General features: G+C 54.0%; 16 protein-coding genes and 2 tRNA genes. 14 read left to right on the top strand and 4 right to left on the bottom strand.

The window, feature by feature from the left end:
- The first annotated feature begins 130 nt into the window (after positions 1-130).
- Positions 131-463 carry a preprotein translocase subunit SecG gene (secG, locus tag ACLJRE_RS02995; protein ID WP_000272680.1) on the top strand — a complete coding sequence of 111 codons (333 nt, stop codon included), beginning with the start codon at positions 131-133 and terminating at the stop codon, positions 461-463.
- A 13-nt stretch (positions 464-476) separates the two neighbouring features.
- Positions 477-563, top strand: a tRNA-Leu gene (locus ACLJRE_RS02990).
- A 196-nt stretch (positions 564-759) separates the two neighbouring features.
- On the opposite strand, the gene argG is transcribed toward ACLJRE_RS02990, so the two are convergent.
- Positions 760-2,103, bottom strand: a complete 1,344-nt coding sequence (argG, locus tag ACLJRE_RS02985; protein ID WP_001527949.1) for an argininosuccinate synthase — start codon at positions 2,101-2,103, stop codon at positions 760-762.
- A gap of 343 nt (positions 2,104-2,446) precedes the next feature.
- On the opposite strand from argG, the gene ACLJRE_RS02980 reads away from it, so the two are divergent.
- From ACLJRE_RS02980 to mtr, 12 genes are all read left to right on the top strand, one after another.
- A tRNA-Met gene (locus tag ACLJRE_RS02980) sits at positions 2,447-2,523 on the top strand.
- 207 nt (positions 2,524-2,730) lie between these two features.
- A complete protein-coding gene (rimP, locus tag ACLJRE_RS02975; protein WP_000105461.1) occupies positions 2,731-3,183 on the top strand; it encodes a ribosome maturation factor RimP in 453 nt (150 codons plus the stop codon).
- A gap of 27 nt (positions 3,184-3,210) precedes the next feature.
- Positions 3,211-4,713, top strand: coding sequence for a transcription termination factor NusA (gene nusA, locus ACLJRE_RS02970; RefSeq protein WP_001031038.1), 1,503 nt, complete (start codon positions 3,211-3,213; stop codon positions 4,711-4,713).
- A 24-nt stretch (positions 4,714-4,737) separates the two neighbouring features.
- Complete coding sequence (infB, locus tag ACLJRE_RS02965) at positions 4,738-7,416, top strand: translation initiation factor IF-2 (RefSeq protein ID WP_000133064.1); 2,679 nt, start codon at positions 4,738-4,740, stop codon at positions 7,414-7,416.
- A 151-nt stretch (positions 7,417-7,567) separates the two neighbouring features.
- Positions 7,568-7,969 carry a 30S ribosome-binding factor RbfA gene (gene rbfA / locus ACLJRE_RS02960; RefSeq protein ID WP_001040199.1) on the top strand — a complete coding sequence of 134 codons (402 nt, stop codon included), beginning with the start codon at positions 7,568-7,570 and terminating at the stop codon, positions 7,967-7,969.
- Positions 7,969-8,913, top strand: a complete 945-nt coding sequence (gene truB / locus ACLJRE_RS02955; protein ID WP_023212280.1) for a tRNA pseudouridine(55) synthase TruB — start codon at positions 7,969-7,971, stop codon at positions 8,911-8,913. Before rbfA ends, truB begins: the two co-directional genes overlap by 1 nt.
- Positions 8,914-9,063: 150 nt before the next feature.
- Positions 9,064-9,333 (top strand): 30S ribosomal protein S15, encoded by a 270-nt coding sequence (gene rpsO / locus ACLJRE_RS02950; protein ID WP_000059465.1) that lies wholly within the window; start codon positions 9,064-9,066, stop codon positions 9,331-9,333.
- A gap of 241 nt (positions 9,334-9,574) precedes the next feature.
- A complete protein-coding gene (gene pnp / locus ACLJRE_RS02945; RefSeq protein ID WP_001670767.1) occupies positions 9,575-11,710 on the top strand; it encodes a polyribonucleotide nucleotidyltransferase in 2,136 nt (711 codons plus the stop codon).
- 109 nt (positions 11,711-11,819) lie between these two features.
- Positions 11,820-12,704, top strand: a complete 885-nt coding sequence (gene nlpI, locus ACLJRE_RS02940) for a lipoprotein NlpI (protein WP_000802069.1) — start codon at positions 11,820-11,822, stop codon at positions 12,702-12,704.
- A 105-nt stretch (positions 12,705-12,809) separates the two neighbouring features.
- Positions 12,810-12,890 (top strand): protein YrbN, encoded by an 81-nt coding sequence (gene yrbN / locus ACLJRE_RS02935; protein WP_010723222.1) that lies wholly within the window; start codon positions 12,810-12,812, stop codon positions 12,888-12,890.
- The gene (gene deaD / locus ACLJRE_RS02930; protein WP_000807248.1) at positions 12,883-14,772 is read left to right on the top strand and encodes an ATP-dependent RNA helicase DeaD; all 1,890 of its coding nucleotides are present in this window, start codon (positions 12,883-12,885) and stop codon (positions 14,770-14,772) included. Before yrbN ends, deaD begins: the two co-directional genes overlap by 8 nt.
- A 153-nt stretch (positions 14,773-14,925) precedes the next feature.
- Positions 14,926-16,170, top strand: a complete 1,245-nt coding sequence (mtr, locus tag ACLJRE_RS02925; protein WP_000224374.1) for a tryptophan permease — start codon at positions 14,926-14,928, stop codon at positions 16,168-16,170.
- 90 nt (positions 16,171-16,260) lie between these two features.
- On the opposite strand, the gene ACLJRE_RS02920 is transcribed toward mtr, so the two are convergent.
- The 3 genes from ACLJRE_RS02920 to ACLJRE_RS02910 form a co-directional block, all read right to left on the bottom strand.
- Entirely contained in the window at positions 16,261-17,268 is a 1,008-nt protein-coding gene (locus ACLJRE_RS02920; protein WP_000130432.1) for a luciferase-like monooxygenase, read from the bottom strand.
- Positions 17,269-17,444: 176 nt separating this feature from the next.
- Positions 17,445-18,341, bottom strand: coding sequence for a U32 family peptidase (locus tag ACLJRE_RS02915; protein ID WP_001663052.1), 897 nt, complete (start codon positions 18,339-18,341; stop codon positions 17,445-17,447).
- Complete coding sequence (locus tag ACLJRE_RS02910; protein ID WP_000421309.1) at positions 18,332-19,327, bottom strand: peptidase U32 family protein; 996 nt, start codon at positions 19,325-19,327, stop codon at positions 18,332-18,334. Before ACLJRE_RS02910 ends, ACLJRE_RS02915 begins: the two co-directional genes overlap by 10 nt.
- Positions 19,328-19,485: the final 158 nt, after the last annotated feature.

Genomic DNA, 19,485 nt, shown 5'->3' with positions numbered 1-19,485 from the left:
CTTAAATTGCCCTTGCGAAGGTCATTCGCTTTGGTTAGTATTCACACCCGCTTCAGTGGGAAACAGTAAAAATCCCGCTTTATTGGTAGAAGCATTGGTACGCGGCAACTCCGCAAGGAACAGGTTGATTATGTACGAAGCTCTTTTAGTTGTTTTCCTTATTGTGGCAATTGGCCTTGTAGGCCTGATCATGCTGCAGCAAGGTAAAGGCGCTGATATGGGAGCCTCCTTCGGAGCAGGCGCTTCCGCTACGCTATTTGGTTCAAGTGGTTCTGGTAACTTCATGACCCGAATGACGGCGGTATTGGCGACGCTGTTCTTCATCATCAGTCTGGTGTTGGGTAATATCAATAGCAATAAAACCAATAAAGGAAGCGAGTGGGAAAATCTGAGCGCGCCGGCGAAGACCGAGCAGACTCAACCTGCTGCACCGGCCCAGCCGACCAGCGATATCCCGCGCTAATAGCAGTATCCGTGCCGAGGTGGTGGAATTGGTAGACACGCTACCTTGAGGTGGTAGTGCCCAATAGGGCTTACGGGTTCAAGTCCCGTCCTCGGTACCAATATTCCAGAAAAAAGACGCTGAAAAGCGTCTTTTTTTTCGTCTGTTATTTGTGGTTGTCTGTAGGTCGGATAAGACGTTACGCCGCCATCCGACATTATTACAACCCATGATGGCGCTACGTTTATCAGGCCAACAGACACCTTATATTCCGCGCATAAAAAAGGCCACTTTCGCGGCCTTAAAATGATAAATGTTTACTTCGCTTTGTTTTCCAGATTCTCAACCTGCGGCAGACCGGTCGCGGAAGAGGCGGTTAACAGACCCGCTTTCGCGTAGCCGAACAGTTTCTCGCGGGTATCGGTAATGTCCAGATTACGCATCGTCAACTGACCGATACGATCGTCCGGTGAGAATACGGACTCGCCTTTCTCCATGGTCAAACGTTCTGGCTTATAGGTCAGGTTGTCTGACACGGTGTTCAGGATGGAGTAGTCGTTGCCGCGACGCAACTCGAGTGTGACCTCACCGGTAATCTGGCTGGCGACCCAGCGTTGCAGGCCGTCACGCAGCATCAGCGCCTGAGAGTCGAACCAGCGGCCCTGATACAGCAGTTTACCCAGCTGACGACCATGTGAATGATACTGTTCAATGGTGTCTTCGTTGTGAATACCGGTCAACAGACGCTCGTAAGCGATGTGCAGCAGCGCCATTCCGGGGGCTTCATAAATACCGCGGCTTTTTGCTTCAATGATGCGGTTTTCAATTTGGTCGCTCATGCCCAGGCCGTGACGGCCACCGATGCGGTTCGCTTCCAGCATCATCTCAACATCATCGCTGAAGGTTTTACCGTTCAGGGCAACAGGGTGACCCTGCTCGAAGCGGACGGTCACAACTTCTGCCGGGATCTTCACGCTTTCGTCCCAGAACTTCACGCCCATAATCGGGTTGACGATCTTGACGCTGGAGTTAAGAAACTCCAGATCTTTCGCTTCATGCGTGGCGCCGAGCATGTTGGAGTCGGTGGAGTAGGCTTTTTCGACTGACATCTTATAGTCGAAACCGCAGGCAATCATAAATTCAGACATCTCATGGCGACCACCCAGCTCATCGATAAAGTCGGTATCCAGCCACGGTTTGTAAATCTGCAGCTCGGCGTTGGTCAGCAAGCCGTAACGATAGAAACGTTCAATATCGTTGCCTTTATAGGTGCTGCCGTCGCCCCAGATATTCACGCCGTCTTCTTTCATCGCGGCGACCAGCATCGTGCCGGTCACGGCACGGCCCAGCGGCGTGGTATTGAAATAGGTCAGTCCGCCAGTCGTATTATGAAAAGCGCCGCACTGAATCGCTGCGATCCCTTCTGCAACCAACTGCTTGCGGCAATCAATCAGGCGAGCATTCTCTGCGCCATACTCCATTGCGCGACGAGGAATGGCGTCATAGTCATCCTCATCCGGTTGTCCCAGATTCGCAGTATAGGCATATGGGACAGCTCCTTTTTGTCGCATCCACAGCAGCGCGGCGCTGGTGTCCAGGCCGCCGGAAAAAGCGATACCAATACGTTGACCTGCTGGAAGATGCTTAAGAATCGTCGTCATAGAATAGAACCCTGCTTGATTGACTGATAATGAGATCGGTTTCTGCTTTAGTGCATTTTTATGCAAAATAAATGAGTTTTCATTTAATCATCTTTTAGCAGAGACAGGAAGCGTTTAGTGAAGGTTTACTGAAATAACGTTGTGAAATACGTGTATAAGCCGGAGAGATGGGATGAGTATAACGAAGAGTGATATTCATTCATCTGCATGTTGGGAATAGGGTTGACATAACTCATGCCTGGTCACTATACTGTGCGCAGATTTTACGTCCCGTCCTCGGTACCAAATCCCAGCAGTATTTGCATTTTTTACCCAAAACGAGTAGAATTTGCCACGTTTCAGGCGCGGGGTGGAGCAGCCTGGTAGCTCGTCGGGCTCATAACCCGAAGGTCGTCGGTTCAAATCCGGCCCCCGCAACCACTTTCCCTTAGAGTTCTTTTTCAAATATACTGTGAAGATTATGTCCTTCGTAGCTGGATTTGAAAAAAATTCTTTCGGAAGGTACACCAGACCGCCGTTGCGGTTATAGGGTTCAGTTATCTAAAGCCCCGATTTATCGGGGTTTTTTGTTATCTGACTACAGAATAACTGGGCTTTAGGCCCTTTTTTTATGTCTTGGGGGTGGGCTTGTCCACATTAGAGCAAAAATTAACAGAGATGATTACAGCGCCAGTTGAAGCCTTAGGCTACGAGCTGGTCGGCATCGAATTTATTCGCGGTCGCACATCCACACTGCGCATCTATATTGATAGTGAAGATGGCATCAATGTTGATGATTGTGCTGATGTGAGCCACCAGGTAAGCGCGGTGCTGGACGTTGAAGATCCTATCTCCGTGGCTTACAACCTTGAAGTCTCGTCACCGGGTCTCGACCGTCCTATGTTCACTGCCGATCATTATGCGCGTTTCCAGGGTGAAGAAGTCGCGCTGGTTCTTCGCATGGCGGTACAGAACCGTCGCAAGTGGCAGGGCATTATCAAAGCGGTGGACGGTGAAATGATTACCGTCACAGTCGAAGGCAAAGATGAAGTGTTCGCGCTGAGTAATATCCAGAAGGCGAACCTGGTTCCCCACTTTTAACAGTCTGGATGAGGTGAAAAGCCCGCGATGAACAAAGAAATTTTGGCTGTTGTTGAAGCCGTCTCCAACGAAAAAGCGCTGCCACGCGAAAAAATTTTTGAAGCGCTGGAAAGTGCGCTGGCGACAGCAACAAAGAAAAAATATGAGCAGGAGATCGATGTTCGTGTAGAAATCGATCGTAAAAGCGGTGATTTTGATACTTTCCGCCGTTGGTTGATCGTTGAAGAAGTGACCATGCCGACGAAGGAAATTACGCTGGAAGCGGCGCGCTTTGAAGACGAAAGTCTGAATGTCGGCGACTATGTTGAAGATCAGATTGAATCTGTCACCTTTGACCGTATCACCACGCAGACTGCGAAACAGGTTATCGTGCAGAAAGTGCGTGAAGCCGAACGGGCGATGGTTGTCGATCAGTTCCGCGACCAGGAAGGCGAAATCGTCACTGGCGTGGTGAAGAAAGTAAACCGCGACAATATCTCTCTGGAAATTAAATCTGAAGGGATGGCCGGTAACGCTGAAGCGGTGATTCTGCGTGAAGATATGCTGCCGCGCGAAAACTTCCGTCCTGGCGACCGTATTCGCGGCGTGCTGTATGCTGTTCGCCCGGAAGCGCGTGGCGCGCAGCTGTTCGTCACCCGTTCCAAGCCGGAAATGCTGATCGAACTGTTCCGCATCGAAGTGCCGGAAATCGGCGAAGAAGTGATTGAAATTAAAGCGGCGGCTCGCGATCCGGGTTCTCGTGCGAAAATCGCAGTGAAAACTAACGATAAACGTATCGATCCGGTCGGCGCTTGCGTGGGGATGCGTGGCGCGCGCGTTCAGGCGGTCTCTACCGAACTGGGCGGTGAGCGTATCGATATCGTGCTGTGGGATGATAACCCGGCGCAGTTCGTCATTAATGCGATGGCGCCGGCAGACGTCGCGTCTATCGTGGTGGACGAAGATAAACATACCATGGATATCGCCGTTGAAGCCGGTAATCTGGCGCAGGCGATCGGACGTAATGGTCAGAACGTCCGCCTGGCTTCGCAATTGAGCGGCTGGGAACTCAACGTAATGACCGTTGATGACTTGCAGGCTAAACATCAGGCTGAAGCACATGCCGCTATCGAGATCTTTACTAAATATCTTGATATTGATGAAGAGTTCGCGACCGTTCTGGTAGAAGAAGGTTTCTCCACGCTCGAAGAACTGGCCTATGTGCCAATGAAAGAACTGCTGGAAATTGACGGCCTTGATGAGCCGACCGTTGAAGCACTGCGCGAGCGTGCTAAAAACGCACTGGCCACTCTGGCGCAGGACCAGGAAGCAAGCCTCGGTGATAACAAACCGGCTGACGATCTGCTGAATCTGGAAGGATTAGATCGCGATATGGCTTTCAAACTGGCGGCTCGTGGTGTTTGTACGCTGGAAGATCTCGCCGACCAGGGCATTGATGATCTGGCTGATATCGAAGGGTTGACCGACGAAAAAGCCGGTGAGCTGATTATGGCTGCCCGTAATATTTGCTGGTTCGGCGACGAAGCGTAATAAACTGTAGCAGGAAGGAACAGCATGACAGATGTAACCCTAAAAGCGCTGGCCGCAGAGAGACAGGTTTCCGTGGATCGCCTGGTACAGCAGTTTGCTGATGCAGGTATCCGGAAATCTGCTGACGACTCTGTGTCCGCACAAGAAAAACAGACTTTACTGGCGCACCTGAACCGCGAAGCGGTTTCTGGTCCCGATAAACTGACGCTGCAGCGTAAGACGCGCAGCACCCTGAATATTCCAGGTACCGGTGGAAAAAGTAAATCGGTACAAATCGAAGTCCGCAAGAAGCGCACCTTTGTGAAACGCGATCCGCAAGAGGCTGAACGCCTGGCCGCGGAAGAGCAGGCGCAGCGTGAAGCGGAAGAGCAAGCCCGTCGTGAGGCAGAAGAACAGGCCAAACGCGAGGCGCAACAAAAAGCTGAACGCGAGGCCGCAGAACAAGCTAAGCGTGAAGCCGCTGAAAAAGCGAAACGTGAAGCTGCGGAAAAAGACAAAGTGAGCAATCAACAGACTGACGATATGACCAAAACCGCCCAGGCCGAAAAAGCCCGCCGTGAGAATGAAGCTGCAGAGCTGAAGCGTAAAGCGGAAGAAGAAGCACGTCGCAAACTCGAAGAAGAAGCGCGTCGTGTAGCAGAAGAAGCTCGCCGCATGGCGGAAGAAAACAAATGGACCGCAACGCCTGAGCCAGTAGAAGACACCAGTGACTATCATGTCACCACTTCTCAGCACGCGCGCCAGGCCGAAGACGAAAACGATCGTGAAGTTGAAGGCGGTCGTGGTCGTGGCCGTAATGCAAAAGCGGCGCGTCCGGCGAAAAAAGGCAAACATGCCGAATCCAAAGCCGATCGCGAAGAAGCGCGTGCTGCGGTTCGCGGCGGTAAAGGCGGCAAGCGTAAAGGGTCTTCTTTACAGCAAGGCTTCCAGAAGCCCGCTCAGGCCGTTAACCGCGACGTGGTGATCGGTGAAACCATCACCGTTGGCGAACTGGCGAACAAGATGGCGGTGAAAGGTTCTCAGGTCATCAAAGCGATGATGAAGCTGGGCGCCATGGCCACCATCAACCAGGTCATCGACCAGGAAACCGCACAGCTGGTTGCCGAAGAGATGGGCCACAAAGTTATCCTGCGTCGTGAAAACGAACTGGAAGAAGCGGTAATGAGCGACCGTGATACCGGCGCTGCGGCTGAACCGCGCGCACCGGTTGTGACCATCATGGGTCACGTTGACCACGGTAAAACCTCTCTGCTGGACTACATTCGTTCCACGAAAGTAGCCTCTGGCGAAGCGGGCGGCATTACCCAGCACATCGGTGCTTACCACGTTGAAACTGACAACGGGATGATCACCTTCCTGGACACCCCGGGCCACGCCGCATTTACTTCTATGCGTGCTCGCGGTGCCCAGGCAACGGATATCGTGGTTCTGGTGGTAGCGGCAGACGACGGCGTGATGCCGCAGACTATCGAAGCTATCCAGCACGCGAAAGCGGCAGGTGTGCCGGTCGTGGTTGCGGTGAACAAAATCGATAAGCCGGAAGCCGATCCGGATCGCGTTAAGAACGAACTGTCCCAGTACGGCATTCTGCCGGAAGAGTGGGGCGGCGAGAGCCAGTTCGTTCACGTGTCTGCGAAAGCAGGTACCGGTATTGACGAACTGCTTGACGCTATCCTGCTGCAGGCCGAAGTTCTGGAACTGAAAGCCGTTCGTAAAGGTATGGCGAGCGGTGCGGTGATCGAATCCTTCCTGGATAAAGGTCGTGGTCCGGTGGCTACCGTTCTGGTACGCGAAGGTACGCTGCATAAGGGCGATATCGTGCTGTGTGGCTTCGAATACGGCCGCGTGCGTGCGATGCGTAACGAACTGGGTCAGGAAGTGCTGGAAGCGGGTCCGTCCATTCCGGTGGAAATCCTCGGCCTGTCCGGCGTTCCGGCTGCCGGTGACGAAGTGACCGTAGTTCGCGACGAGAAGAAAGCGCGTGAAGTGGCTCTGTATCGTCAGGGTAAATTCCGTGAAGTTAAACTGGCTCGTCAGCAGAAATCTAAACTCGAGAACATGTTCGCCAACATGACCGAAGGCGAAGTTCACGAAGTGAACATCGTGCTGAAGGCTGACGTACAGGGTTCTGTGGAAGCGATTTCCGACTCTTTGCTGAAACTGTCTACCGACGAAGTGAAAGTGAAGATCATCGGTTCTGGCGTAGGTGGTATCACCGAAACCGACGCGACCCTGGCTGCGGCGTCCAACGCCATTCTGGTGGGCTTCAACGTTCGTGCGGATGCCTCTGCGCGTAAAGTGATCGAATCTGAGAGCCTGGATCTGCGTTACTACTCCGTCATCTATAACCTGATCGACGAAGTGAAAGCGGCGATGAGCGGCATGCTGTCTCCGGAACTGAAACAGCAGATCATCGGTCTGGCTGAAGTGCGCGATGTGTTCAAATCGCCGAAATTCGGCGCGATCGCGGGCTGTATGGTTACCGAAGGTACGATTAAACGCCATAACCCAATCCGCGTTCTGCGTGACAACGTGGTTATCTATGAAGGCGAGCTGGAATCCTTGCGCCGCTTCAAAGATGACGTTAACGAAGTCCGTAACGGCATGGAATGTGGTATCGGCGTGAAGAACTACAACGACGTTCGCGTTGGCGATATGATTGAAGTGTTCGAGATTATCGAGATCCAACGTACCATCGCTTAAGGTTGGTTGGGTGTAGGCCGGATAAGGCGTTTACGCCGCCATCCGGCAATGTTATGCCTGATGGCGCTAGCGCTTATCAGGCCTACAGCCTGAATACCGTATTAATTTCAAAAAGGGGCTGATAGCCCCTTTTTTGTCTGGAGAATTTATTATGGCGAAAGAATTTGGTCGCCCGCAGCGCGTGGCCCAGGAGATGCAAAAAGAGATCGCAATCATCCTGCAGCGCGAAATTAAAGACCCGCGCTTGGGTATGATGACTACCGTCTCCGGTGTCGAAATGTCCCGTGACCTGGCCTATGCCAAAGTGTTTGTCACCTTTTTGAACGACAAAGATGAAGACGCAGTAAAAGCGGGCATCAAAGCGTTGCAGGAAGCGTCTGGTTTCATCCGCAGCTTGCTGGGTAAAGCGATGCGTCTGCGCATCGTACCGGAACTGACCTTCTTCTACGACAACTCGCTGGTGGAAGGGATGCGTATGTCCAACCTGGTGACTAACGTGGTGAAACATGACGAAGAACGTCGTGTGAACCCGGACGACAGCAAGGAGGACTGATGAGTCGTCCTCGTCGTCGTGGCCGCGACATTCACGGCGTGCTGCTGCTGGATAAGCCGCAGGGTATGTCCAGCAATGACGTGCTGCAGAAAGTTAAGCGCATCTACAATGCCAACCGCGCCGGGCATACCGGCGCGCTGGACCCGCTGGCGACCGGCATGTTGCCGATTTGCCTCGGCGAAGCGACAAAATTTTCGCAGTACCTGCTGGATTCTGACAAACGCTATCGTGTTATTGCCCGTCTGGGGCAGCGCACGGATACCTCTGACGCCGATGGTCAAATCGTGCAGGAGCGTCCGGTGACTTTCAGCGCTGAGCAGCTTGCGAGCGCGCTGGAGACCTTTCGTGGGGATATCGAACAGATTCCCTCGATGTATTCGGCGCTGAAGTATCAGGGCAAGAAGCTGTACGAATATGCCCGCCAGGGTATCGAAGTGCCGCGCGAAGCCCGCCCGATTACCGTCTATGAGCTGCTGTTTATTCGCCATGAAGGTAACGAGCTGGAGCTGGAAGTTCACTGCTCCAAAGGCACCTATATTCGTACCATTATTGATGATTTAGGTGAGAAACTGGGCTGTGGCGCGCACGTAACGTACCTGCGTCGTCTGACGGTCAGCAAGTATCCGGTGGATCGTATGGTGACGCTGGAGCACTTGCGCGAGCTGGTAGCACAGGCGGAACAGCAGGGCGTTCCGGCGGCGCAGTTGCTCGATCCATTATTGATGCCAATGGACAGTCCAGCTTCGGACTATCCGGTTGTTAATCTACCGTTAACATCTTCGGTATACTTCAAGAATGGCAACCCGGTTCGTACCACGGGCGCGCCGTTGAAGGGACTGGTTCGTGTGACGGAAGGTGAAGACGGTAAATTTATCGGTATGGGCGAAATTGACGACGAAGGCCGTGTCGCGCCTCGTCGGCTGGTAGTAGAGTACCCAGCGTAATGTCGCTTCGTCTTGCGATAAGAGAGCGCTGCGAGTAGAATACCGCCGCTTAACGTCGCGTAAATTATTTAACAGTTTACGCGGCGTACACTGGGATCGCTGAATTAGAGATCGGCGTCCTCTCATTCTTAAATACTTTGGAGTTTTAAAATGTCTCTAAGTACTGAAGCTACAGCTAAAATCGTTTCTGAGTTCGGTCGTGACGCAAACGACACCGGTTCTACCGATGTTCAGGTTGCTCTGTTGACTGCACAGATTAACCACCTGCAGGGTCACTTTGCAGAGCATAAAAAAGATCACCACAGCCGTCGTGGTCTGCTGCGTATGGTTTCTCAGCGTCGTAAACTGCTCGACTACCTGAAACGTAAAGATGTTGCACGCTACACCGCGCTGATTGAGCGTCTGGGTCTGCGTCGCTAATTCTTTCGAGTTTCAGAAAGAGGGGGCCTTCATGGCCCCTTTTTTCCAGCAGATGGCAGCAATTCGCTGGAAACTAATGTATTGTTGCTATGAATGATCTTCCGTTGCAGAGGTTCGCGCGGCTAATGAGAGGCTTTACCCATATCAGGGTTAGGGTTGTCATTAGTCGCGAGGATGCGCAGAAGATCGGGTATTAACGACGGCGCGTATTATGCCGTCAAAAATTGGAAAGGATATTATTTTGCTTAATCCGATCGTTCGTAAATTCCAGTACGGTCAGCATACCGTTACGCTGGAAACTGGCATGATGGCGCGTCAGGCCACTGCCGCTGTTATGGTAAGCATGGATGACACCGCCGTATTCGTTACCGTTGTCGGCCAGAAAAAAGCCAAGCCAGGCCAGGACTTCTTCCCACTGACCGTTAACTATCAGGAGCGTACCTACGCTGCTGGTCGTATCCCGGGCAGCTTCTTCCGTCGTGAAGGCCGTCCAAGCGAAGGCGAAACCCTGATCGCGCGTCTGATTGACCGCCCGGTTCGTCCGCTGTTCCCGGAAGGCTTCGTTAACGAAGTGCAGGTTATCGCGACCGTCGTTTCCGTTAACCCGCAGGTTAACCCAGACATCGTTGCCATGATCGGCGCATCCGCTGCGCTGTCCCTGTCCGGCATTCCGTTCAACGGCCCAATCGGCGCGGCGCGCGTAGGTTATATCAATGACCAGTACGTGCTGAACCCGACCCAGGACGAGCTGAAAGAAAGCAAGCTGGACCTGGTGGTTGCCGGTACCGAAGCGGCTGTGCTGATGGTGGAATCCGAAGCTGAACTGCTGAGCGAAGACACTATGCTGGGCGCGGTGGTATTCGGTCACGAGCAGCAGCAGGTTGTTATCCAGGCGATCAACGATCTGGTGAAAGAAGCCGGTAAACCACGTTGGGACTGGCAGCCGGAAGCCGTCAACGACGCGTTGAACGCGCGTGTTGCTGCGCTTGCTGAATCTCGTCTGAGCGACGCGTACCGCATCACCGATAAACAAGAACGCTATGCTCAGGTTGACGTAATCAAATCCGAAACCATTGAGCAGCTTATTGCAGAAGATGAAACTCTGGATGCTAACGAGCTGGGCGAAATCCTGCACGCTATTGAGAAAAACGTGGTGCGTAGCCGCGTACTGGCAGGCGAGCCGCGTATTGATGGCCGTGAAAAAGACATGATCCGTGGTCTGGACGTGCGCACTGGCGTGCTGCCGCGTACTCACGGTTCCGCTCTGTTTACCCGTGGTGAAACGCAGGCGCTGGTTACCGCGACTCTGGGTACTGCTCGTGACGCGCAGGTGCTTGATGAACTGATGGGCGAGCGCACTGATAGCTTCCTGTTCCACTACAACTTCCCTCCGTACTCCGTAGGCGAAACCGGCATGGTCGGTTCTCCGAAGCGTCGTGAAATTGGTCACGGTCGTCTGGCGAAGCGCGGCGTGCTGGCAGTGATGCCGGACATGGATAAATTCCCGTACACCGTTCGCGTGGTGTCTGAAATCACCGAATCCAACGGTTCTTCCTCTATGGCTTCCGTGTGCGGCGCTTCTCTGGCGCTGATGGACGCTGGCGTGCCAATTAAAGCCGCCGTAGCAGGTATCGCTATGGGTCTGGTGAAAGAAGGCGACAACTACGTTGTACTGTCTGACATTCTGGGCGACGAAGATCACCTGGGCGATATGGACTTCAAAGTGGCGGGTTCCCGCGACGGTATCTCTGCGCTGCAGATGGATATCAAAATTGAAGGTATCACCAAAGAGATCATGCAGGTTGCGTTGAACCAGGCTAAAGGCGCGCGTCTGCACATCCTGGGCGTGATGGAACAGGCGATCAACGCGCCGCGCGGCGATATCTCTGAATTTGCGCCGCGTATCCATACCATCAAGATCAGCACGGACAAGATCAAAGACGTGATCGGTAAAGGTGGTTCTGTGATCCGCGCGCTGACTGAAGAGACCGGCACCACCATCGAAATCGAAGATGACGGTACTGTGAAGATCGCGGCGACCGACGGCGAAAAAGCGAAATATGCTATCCGTCGTATCGAAGAGATCACCGCAGAGATCGAAGTCGGCCGTATCTACAATGGTAAAGTGACCCGTATCGTTGACTTTGGCGCGTTTGTTGCCATCGGCGGCGGTAAAGAAGGTCTGGTTCACATCTCTCAAATCGCGGATAAGCGTGTAGAGAAAGTGACCGACTATCTGCAGATGGGTCAGGAAGTCCCGGTTAAGGTTCTGGAAGTTGACCGCCAGGGCCGTGTACGTCTGAGCATTAAAGAAGCAACCGAGCAGTCTCAACCTGCGGCTGCGCCGGAAGCTCCGGCGAGCGAACAGGCCGAGTAAGGTAGCCTTTTGCCCTCCGCACTGCGGAGGGCTTTAGACCTGGCTGGACGCCTTGTTGAGCCACCGGGGAACAGGACGTTCATTCAATCGTTGTCTTCGGGAGTGGGAAATGAAGCCTTTTTTGCGCTGGTGTTTCGTTGCGACAGCACTTACGCTTGCAGGATGCAGTAATTCCGCCTGGCGTAAAAGTGAAGTCCTCGCAGTACCATTGCAACCGACTTTACAGCAGGAAGTGATTCTGGCGCGTATGGAACAGATTCTTGCCAGTCGGGCTTTAACCGATGACGAACGCGCACAGCTTTTATATGAGCGCGGAGTGTTGTATGATAGTCTTGGTTTGAGGGCATTAGCGCGAAATGATTTTTCACAAGCGCTGGCAATCAGACCGGATATGCCTGAAGTATTCAATTACTTAGGCATTTATTTAACGCAGGCAGGCAATTTTGATGCTGCCTATGAAGCGTTTGATTCTGTACTAGAGCTTGATCCAACTTACAACTACGCGCACTTAAACCGCGGTATCGCATTGTATTACGGCGGCCGTGATAAGTTAGCGCAAGATGATCTGCTGGCGTTTTATCAAGACGATCCCAATGATCCTTACCGCAGCCTGTGGCTGTATCTTGTTGAGCAGAAGCTTAATGAGAAGCAGGCGAAAGAAGCGTTAAAAGCACGCTTCGAAAAATCGGATAAAGAGCAATGGGGATGGAACATTGTCGAGTTCTACCTGGGCGACATTAGCGAAGCAACGCTGATGGAAAGGCTCAAGGCGGACGCAACGGATAACACCTCGCTCGCTGAGCATCTCAGTGAAACCAACTTCTATTTAGGTAAGTATTACCTAAGTCTGGGGGATTTGGACAGCGCCACGGCTCTGTTCAAACTGGCGGTGGCCAACAACGTTCATAACTTTGTTGAGCACCGATACGCATTGTTGGAATTATCGCTCCTGGGCCAGGACCAAGATGACCTGGCAGAATCGGACCAGCAATAGCTGACGAACATATCAGCCCGTAATCTTTTTGATTGCCATCACCTTCGCGGGTGAGGGCGTTGTTGTTCGTTAATACACCTACTTTGAGCCGGTTCACACTTTTCAATGAAAATTGCAGATCAATTTCATGATGAGTTATGTAGACTGGCCGCCATTAATTTTGAGGCACACGTACTACATGGCTGAATTCGAAACCACTTTTGCAGATCTGGGGCTGAAGGCTCCTATCCTTGAAGCCCTTACCGATCTGGGTTACGAAAAACCATCTCCAATCCAGGCAGAGTGCATTCCGCATCTGCTGGGCGGTCGCGACGTGCTGGGCATGGCCCAGACCGGTAGCGGCAAAACCGCAGCGTTCTCTTTACCGCTGCTCAACAATCTTGATCCTGAGCTGAAGGCACCTCAGATTCTGGTGCTGGCGCCAACCCGCGAACTGGCGGTACAGGTGGCCGAAGCCATGACGGATTTCTCTAAACACATGCGCGGCGTAAACGTGGTTGCCCTGTACGGCGGTCAGCGTTATGACGTGCAGTTACGCGCCCTGCGTCAGGGGCCGCAGATCGTTGTCGGTACGCCGGGACGTCTGCTTGATCACTTAAAACGCGGCACCCTCGACCTCTCTAAACTGAGTGGTCTGGTGCTGGATGAAGCCGACGAAATGCTGCGTATGGGCTTCATCGAAGACGTTGAAACTATTATGGCGCAGATCCCGGAAGGTCATCAGACCGCTCTGTTCTCCGCCACTATGCCGGAAGCGATTCGTCGCATTACCCGCCGCTTTATGAAAGAGCCGCAGGAAGTGCGCATTCAGTCCAGCGTGACTACCCGTCCTGACATCAGCCAGAGCTACTGGACTGTCTGGGGTATGCGTAAAAACGAAGCGCTGGTGCGTTTCCTGGAAGCGGAAGACTTTGATGCGGCGATTATCTTCGTACGTACCAAAAACGCGACCCTGGAAGTAGCAGAAGCGCTGGAACGTAGCGGCTACAACAGCGCCGCGTTGAATGGCGATATGAACCAGGCGCTGCGTGAGCAGACTCTGGAACGCCTGAAAGATGGTCGTCTGGACATCCTGATCGCCACCGACGTTGCGGCACGTGGTCTGGACGTTGAACGTATCAGCCTGGTGGTGAACTACGATATCCCGATGGACTCCGAGTCCTACGTTCACCGTATCGGTCGTACCGGCCGTGCGGGTCGCGCCGGTCGCGCGCTGCTGTTCGTTGAGAACCGCGAGCGTCGTCTGCTGCGCAACATCGAACGCACCATGAAGCTGACCATTCCGGAAGTGGAACTGCCGAACGCAGAACTGCTGGGTAAACGCCGTCTGGAAAAATTCGCCGCGAAAGTTCAGCAGCAACTGGAAAGCAGCGATCTGGATCAGTACCGTGCGCTGCTGGCGAAAATCCAGCCGTCTGCTGAAGGCGAAGAGCTGGATCTCGAAACGCTGGCCGCCGCACTGCTGAAAATGGCGCAGGGCGAGCGTCCGCTGATCCTGCCGCCGGATGCGCCGATGCGTCCTAAGCGTGAATTCCGTGACCGTGACGACCGTGGTCCGCGCGATCGTAATGACCGTGGTCCGCGTGGCGACCGTGAAGAACGTCCGCGTCGTGAACGTCGTGACGTTGGCGATATGCAGTTATACCGCATTGAAGTGGGCCGTGATGACGGCGTTGAAGTTCGTCATATCGTGGGCGCTATCGCTAACGAAGGCGACATCAGCAGCCGTTACATTGGTAACATTAAGCTGTTCGCGTCTCACTCCACCATCGAGCTGCCGAAAGGTATGCCGGGCGAAGTGTTGCAGCACTTCACGCGTACCCGCATTCTGAACAAGCCGATGAATATGCAGTTGTTGGGTGATGCTGTTCCGCACGCGGGCGGCGAACGTCGCGGCGGTGGTCGTAGCTTCAGTGGCGAACGTCGTGAAGGCGGTCGTAATTTCAGCGGCGAACGTCGTGAAGGTGGTCGTGGTGATGGTCGTCGCTTCAGCGGCGAGCGTCGTGAAAGCCGTGGTCCGCGTCGTGATGACTCTACCGGTCGCCGTCGTTTCGGCGGCGATGCGTAACTCACGCTGACCTGCGCATTCACAGCGTAAAGTAAAATATACAGCCCCGATCGTCACAATCGGGGCTTTTTTTATTTCTTTTGTACTCGTGTACTGGTACAGTGCAGCGTATTGAGAGATAGTCACACTATAAATGACTGGAGAGAGAGCTGAATGGCAACACTTACCACCACCCAAACGTCACCTTCGCTGCTTGGCGGCGTGGTGATTATCGGCGGCACCATCATTGGCGCGGGGATGTTCTCCCTGCCGGTGGTCATGTCCGGGGCGTGGTTCTTCTGGTCGATGGCGGCGCTGGTCTTTACCTGGTTTTGTATGCTGCACTCCGGGCTAATGATCCTCGAAGCCAACCTTAACTACCGCATTGGTTCGAGTTTCGACACCATCACCAAAGATCTGTTGGGGAAAGGCTGGAACATTGTCAACGGCATCTCTATTGCCTTTGTGCTCTACATCCTGACTTACGCCTATATCTCGGCGAGCGGCTCAATTCTGCATCATACCTTTGCTGAGATGTCGCTGAACGTTCCGGCGCGAGCGGCAGGTTTTGCCTTTGCGCTGCTGGTGGCGTTTGTCGTGTGGCTGAGTACGAAGGCGGTCAGTCGGATGACGGCGATTGTGCTGGGCGCGAAAGTGATTACTTTCTTCCTGACCTTCGGCAGCCTGTTAGGACACGTTCAGCCTGCCACGTTGTTTAACGTGGCTGAAAGCCACGCGTCATATACGCCGTACCTGCTGATGACGCTGCCATTTTGTCTGGCCTCTTTTGGTTATCACGGTAACGTACCGAGCCTGATGAAATATTACGGCAAAGATCCGCGCACCATCGTGAAATGCCTGATTTATGGAACGTTACTGGCGCTGGCGCTCTATTCCGTCTGGCTGCTGGGGACGATGGGCAACATCCCGCGTCCAGAATTTATCGGCATTGCACAGAAAGGCGGCAATATTGATGTGCTGGTACAGGCGTTAAGCGGCGTGCTGAACAGCCGCAGTCTGGATCTGCTGCTGGTGGTGTTCTCTAACTTTGCGGTCGCCAGTTCCTTCCTCGGCGTGACGCTGGGGCTGTTTGACTATCTGGCGGATCTGTTTGGTTTTGATGACTCGGCAATGGGGCGTTTTAAAACCGCACTGCTGACGTTTGTGCCGCCAATTGTCGGTGGCCTGCTGTGGCCGAACGGTTTTCTGTACGCCATTGGCTATGCAGGTTTAGCTGCAACTATCTGGGCGGCCATTGTGCCTGCGCTGTTAGCACGTAAATCTCGCGAACGTTTCGGCAGCCCGAAATTCCGCGTCTGGGGCGGCACGCCGATGATTGTACTGATTCTGGTCTTCGGTGTCGGCAACGCGGTTATCCATATTCTGTCGAGCTTTAATTTGCTGCCGGTGTACCAGTAACGTTATTGTGCCGGATGGCGGTTGCACCTTATCCGGCCTACTTGATGCTGTAGGCCCGGTAAGCGAAGCGCCTCCGGGCAAAACAACGCACTACCCCAACAATTCCTGCTTCACATCCATCGCCAAATCAAACGAATGCAGCCGCGCCTGGTGGTCGAAAATCTGCCCGTTGACCATAATTTCATCCGCCTGGGTTTCCCGCAGGATGGATTCCAGCCCGTGGCGGACTTTCGCTTTATCGCCGACCAGCGACATACTCAGCGCCTGCTGCACGCCATACTGTTCGGATGGCGACCAGAAGGTCTCCATATTCTCAATCGGCGGCGGCAGTTGGCCGGTTTCCCCACGGCGTAGCTTCACAAAAGCCTGCTGCATGGAGGTAAACAGGAATTCGGCGTCGCGGTTGCTGTCGGCGGCGATAATATTGATACACACCATCGCGTACGGTTTTTCCAGCCGCGCTGAAGGTTTGAACTGGGTACGGTACAGATGCAGCGCCTGGAACAACATATCCGGCGCGAAATGCGAAGCAAAGGCGAACGGTAGGCCAAGCTGGGCCGCCAACTGTGCGCTATACAGGCTGGAGCCCAACAGCCAGACCGGGATCTTCTCGCCGTAGCCGGGAACCGGGCGCACATGCGGATTAGGGTCGCGAGCGTCGAACCAGTCCACCAGCTCTGCGACATCGCGTGGAAAGTTATCGATATCGCCGCTCATATGGCGACGCAGCGCGCGCATCGTCGGCTGATCGCTACCCGGCGCGCGTCCCAACCCTAAGTCGATACGTCCCGGGTAGAGCGTATTCAGCGTGCCGAACTGCTCGGCAATCACCAGCGGTGAATGGTTAGGCAGCATCACGCCGCCGGAGCCAAGATGTAATGTTGTGGTATTGGCCGCCAGATAACCAATCAATACCGAGGTCGCCGCGCTGGCGATACCGGTCATGTTGTGATGTTCCGCCAGCCAGTAGCGGTGATAGCCGCGCTTTTCAGCCAGCCGTGCGAGATCAAGCGAGTGCGTGAAGGCTTCTTTTGCCGAAGATCCTTCAGGGATCGGTGCCAGATCCAGCACCGAGAACGGAATAGTTTTGTCAGTCATAACGGCTCACTTTGTTACCGGTTAATCTTTTAATACTGCATTAAAGATTAGCGAATGTTGTTAACAAAGTGAGCTTTATGAGACTGACGGCAAAACAATGCCCGATAGCGCTGCGCTTATCGGGCCTACGGGAGCGCTATTTGTAGGCCCGATAAGGTCTTTATGCCGCCATCCGGCTAGGCCTGTAGCTCCAGCCCGGCCAGCCGCTTCCAGTAGCCGTTGCAGTCACTATGGGAGGCAAGCGGTAATGGCGCACCGCCGTTTTCGTTAGCGCGAAAGGCATCAAGCATGGCAAATGTCTCCGTACCCAACGGCGACAGCCGCACGATATCGACCAATCCCTGCATCGACGTCAGTTCGTTGCCAAGGTTATAGACATAGCCGCTCATGGTCTGAATACCGTTAAGCACAAACACCTGCTGATTCTCTTGCGAGAGCACGTCACGACCGTTTGGATACTTGATACAGCAGGTTTCGCACTCATCTTTCGGGCGGTCTTCCGAACGGGCGGTAAAGCAGCGAGCGGAGTAGGCCAGCGGCAGATGCCCGTAGCTCAACACTTCCACTTCAAACTGATTGCGGATGCCCAGTTCATCGCACTGATTAAGCAAATTCACCAGCCAGTCGCGGGACAGCTCCACCGGCATACACCAGCGTACCATGCCTTCTTTCAGCAACCGGCGCAGCGTGACCGCGTTGTAGCAATTCAGCGCATGGCCGGCGACAAACGGCAGTTTGCGCTCGGCGCACAGATTCACCACGCCAAGATCGCTGGCTTCCAGCAGAAAATCGCCGTTGTCCACATAGCGTTTCAGCTCGCTTAATTCAGATGACGCCTGTACCAGCGCCAGGGTGGAGAGCGCCACCTGCTTACCGCTGGCGGCGAGGGATTTCGCCATTTCCAGCCAGTCGCCGACTTTGGTCGCGCGACGCTTGCTGCACACCGCTTCGCCCAGATAAATGACATCAGCGCTGCTTTTTGCGGCCTGCTGATAAAAATCTTCCAGCGTCTCTTTCGGCCAGTAATAAAGCACCGGTCCTAAGGAATATTTCATAGCTCCTCTCACTGCCATTTACGGTGATATGCGCCAAGCGTGGTTTGAGTGCCTTCGGACATCGCGCCGAGCGTCTCCATCCAGTCGCGCTGTGGAACGAAGTTTTGCGGGGCGGCTTTGCAGCGATCGATCGCCTGGCGCCACACTTTCGCCACCTGGCTGACATAGGCCGGGCTGCGCTGACGGCCTTCGATCTTCACCGAAGCGATGTTCGCCGCCATGAGCTCCGGCAGCAGTTCCAGCGTGTTCAGGCTGGTTGGCTCCTCCAGCGCGTGATAGCGCTCGCCGTCCACTAAATAGCGGCCTTTACACAGCGTTGGGTAGCCCGCGTTTTCGCCATCCTGGTAACGGTCAATCAGGACATCATTCAGGCGCGATTCCAGCCCCTGCGGCGTTTGCTGCCAGCGAACAAAGCGGGCGGGCGAGCAGGCGCCGACGGTATTGGGCGACTCCCCCGTCAGGTAAGAAGAAAGATAGCAGCGACCTTCCGCCATAATGCACAAGCTGCCAAACGCGAATACCTCCAGCGGCACCGGCGTGACGCGGGCCAGTTGTTTTACCTGGTGAATCGACAGTACACGTGGCAGTACCACGCGGTGGACATCAAAGTTGCGGTGATAAAAGCGAATCGCCTCTTCGTTGGTTGCCGAGGCCTGAACGGAAACATGGCGCTCAATATGCGGGTAACGCTCTGCGGCATATTCCAGCATAGCGAGGTCGGCGAGAATCAGCGCGTCGGCGCCAAGCTGCGCCGCCATATCCACGGCGCGCTGCCAGCGAGCATAGCCGTCCGGATGCGCAAAAGTATTAATGGCGATGTGTAATTTGCGGCGATGCTGGTGAACAAAACTCACCGCTTCCTGCAATTTTTTTTCGGTAAAGTTAAGGCCGGCAAAATGACGGGCATTGGTATCGTCTTTTAACCCGATATAAACGGCGTCAGCGCCGTTTTCGATGGCCGCCTTCAGCGCCGGGAGATTTCCGGCAGGGCAGAGCAGCTCCATAATTTATCCTGAGGGTTACGTCTGAGACGCAAAATTGTTAACGAACAGGGATTTTAGTTAACCTTGCTGCGACAATTTTTGATTTAAGGCAGTTAAAGGCGTATTGGTAACACCAATAATGGGGTAGAAAATCAGACCCAATTGTTGATTTACGCCGC

It is taken from the genome of Salmonella sp. SAL04157, from assembly GCF_046551635.1.
Classification (GTDB): domain Bacteria; phylum Pseudomonadota; class Gammaproteobacteria; order Enterobacterales; family Enterobacteriaceae; genus Salmonella; species Salmonella enterica.
This window is presented reverse-complemented; position numbering and strand designations above follow the sequence as displayed.

Bases quoted from the DNA above. Each gene is read 5' to 3' on its own strand.
- secG (WP_000272680.1), top strand. From the start codon at position 131: ATGTACGAAGCTCTTTTAGTTGTTTTCCTTATTGTGGCAATTGGCCTT.
- argG (WP_001527949.1), bottom strand. From the start codon at position 2,103: ATGACGACGATTCTTAAGCATCTTCCAGCAGGTCAACGTATTGGTATC.
- nusA (WP_001031038.1), top strand. From the start codon at position 3,211: ATGAACAAAGAAATTTTGGCTGTTGTTGAAGCCGTCTCCAACGAAAAA.
- infB (WP_000133064.1), top strand. From the start codon at position 4,738: ATGACAGATGTAACCCTAAAAGCGCTGGCCGCAGAGAGACAGGTTTCC.
- rbfA (WP_001040199.1), top strand. From the start codon at position 7,568: ATGGCGAAAGAATTTGGTCGCCCGCAGCGCGTGGCCCAGGAGATGCAA.
- truB (WP_023212280.1), top strand. From the start codon at position 7,969: ATGAGTCGTCCTCGTCGTCGTGGCCGCGACATTCACGGCGTGCTGCTG.
- rpsO (WP_000059465.1), top strand. From the start codon at position 9,064: ATGTCTCTAAGTACTGAAGCTACAGCTAAAATCGTTTCTGAGTTCGGT.
- nlpI (WP_000802069.1), top strand. From the start codon at position 11,820: ATGAAGCCTTTTTTGCGCTGGTGTTTCGTTGCGACAGCACTTACGCTT.
- yrbN (WP_010723222.1), top strand. From the start codon at position 12,810: ATGAAAATTGCAGATCAATTTCATGATGAGTTATGTAGACTGGCCGCC.
- deaD (WP_000807248.1), top strand. From the start codon at position 12,883: ATGGCTGAATTCGAAACCACTTTTGCAGATCTGGGGCTGAAGGCTCCT.
- mtr (WP_000224374.1), top strand. From the start codon at position 14,926: ATGGCAACACTTACCACCACCCAAACGTCACCTTCGCTGCTTGGCGGC.
- ACLJRE_RS02920 (WP_000130432.1), bottom strand. From the start codon at position 17,268: ATGACTGACAAAACTATTCCGTTCTCGGTGCTGGATCTGGCACCGATC.
- ACLJRE_RS02915 (WP_001663052.1), bottom strand. From the start codon at position 18,341: ATGGCAGTGAGAGGAGCTATGAAATATTCCTTAGGACCGGTGCTTTAT.
- ACLJRE_RS02910 (WP_000421309.1), bottom strand. From the start codon at position 19,327: ATGGAGCTGCTCTGCCCTGCCGGAAATCTCCCGGCGCTGAAGGCGGCC.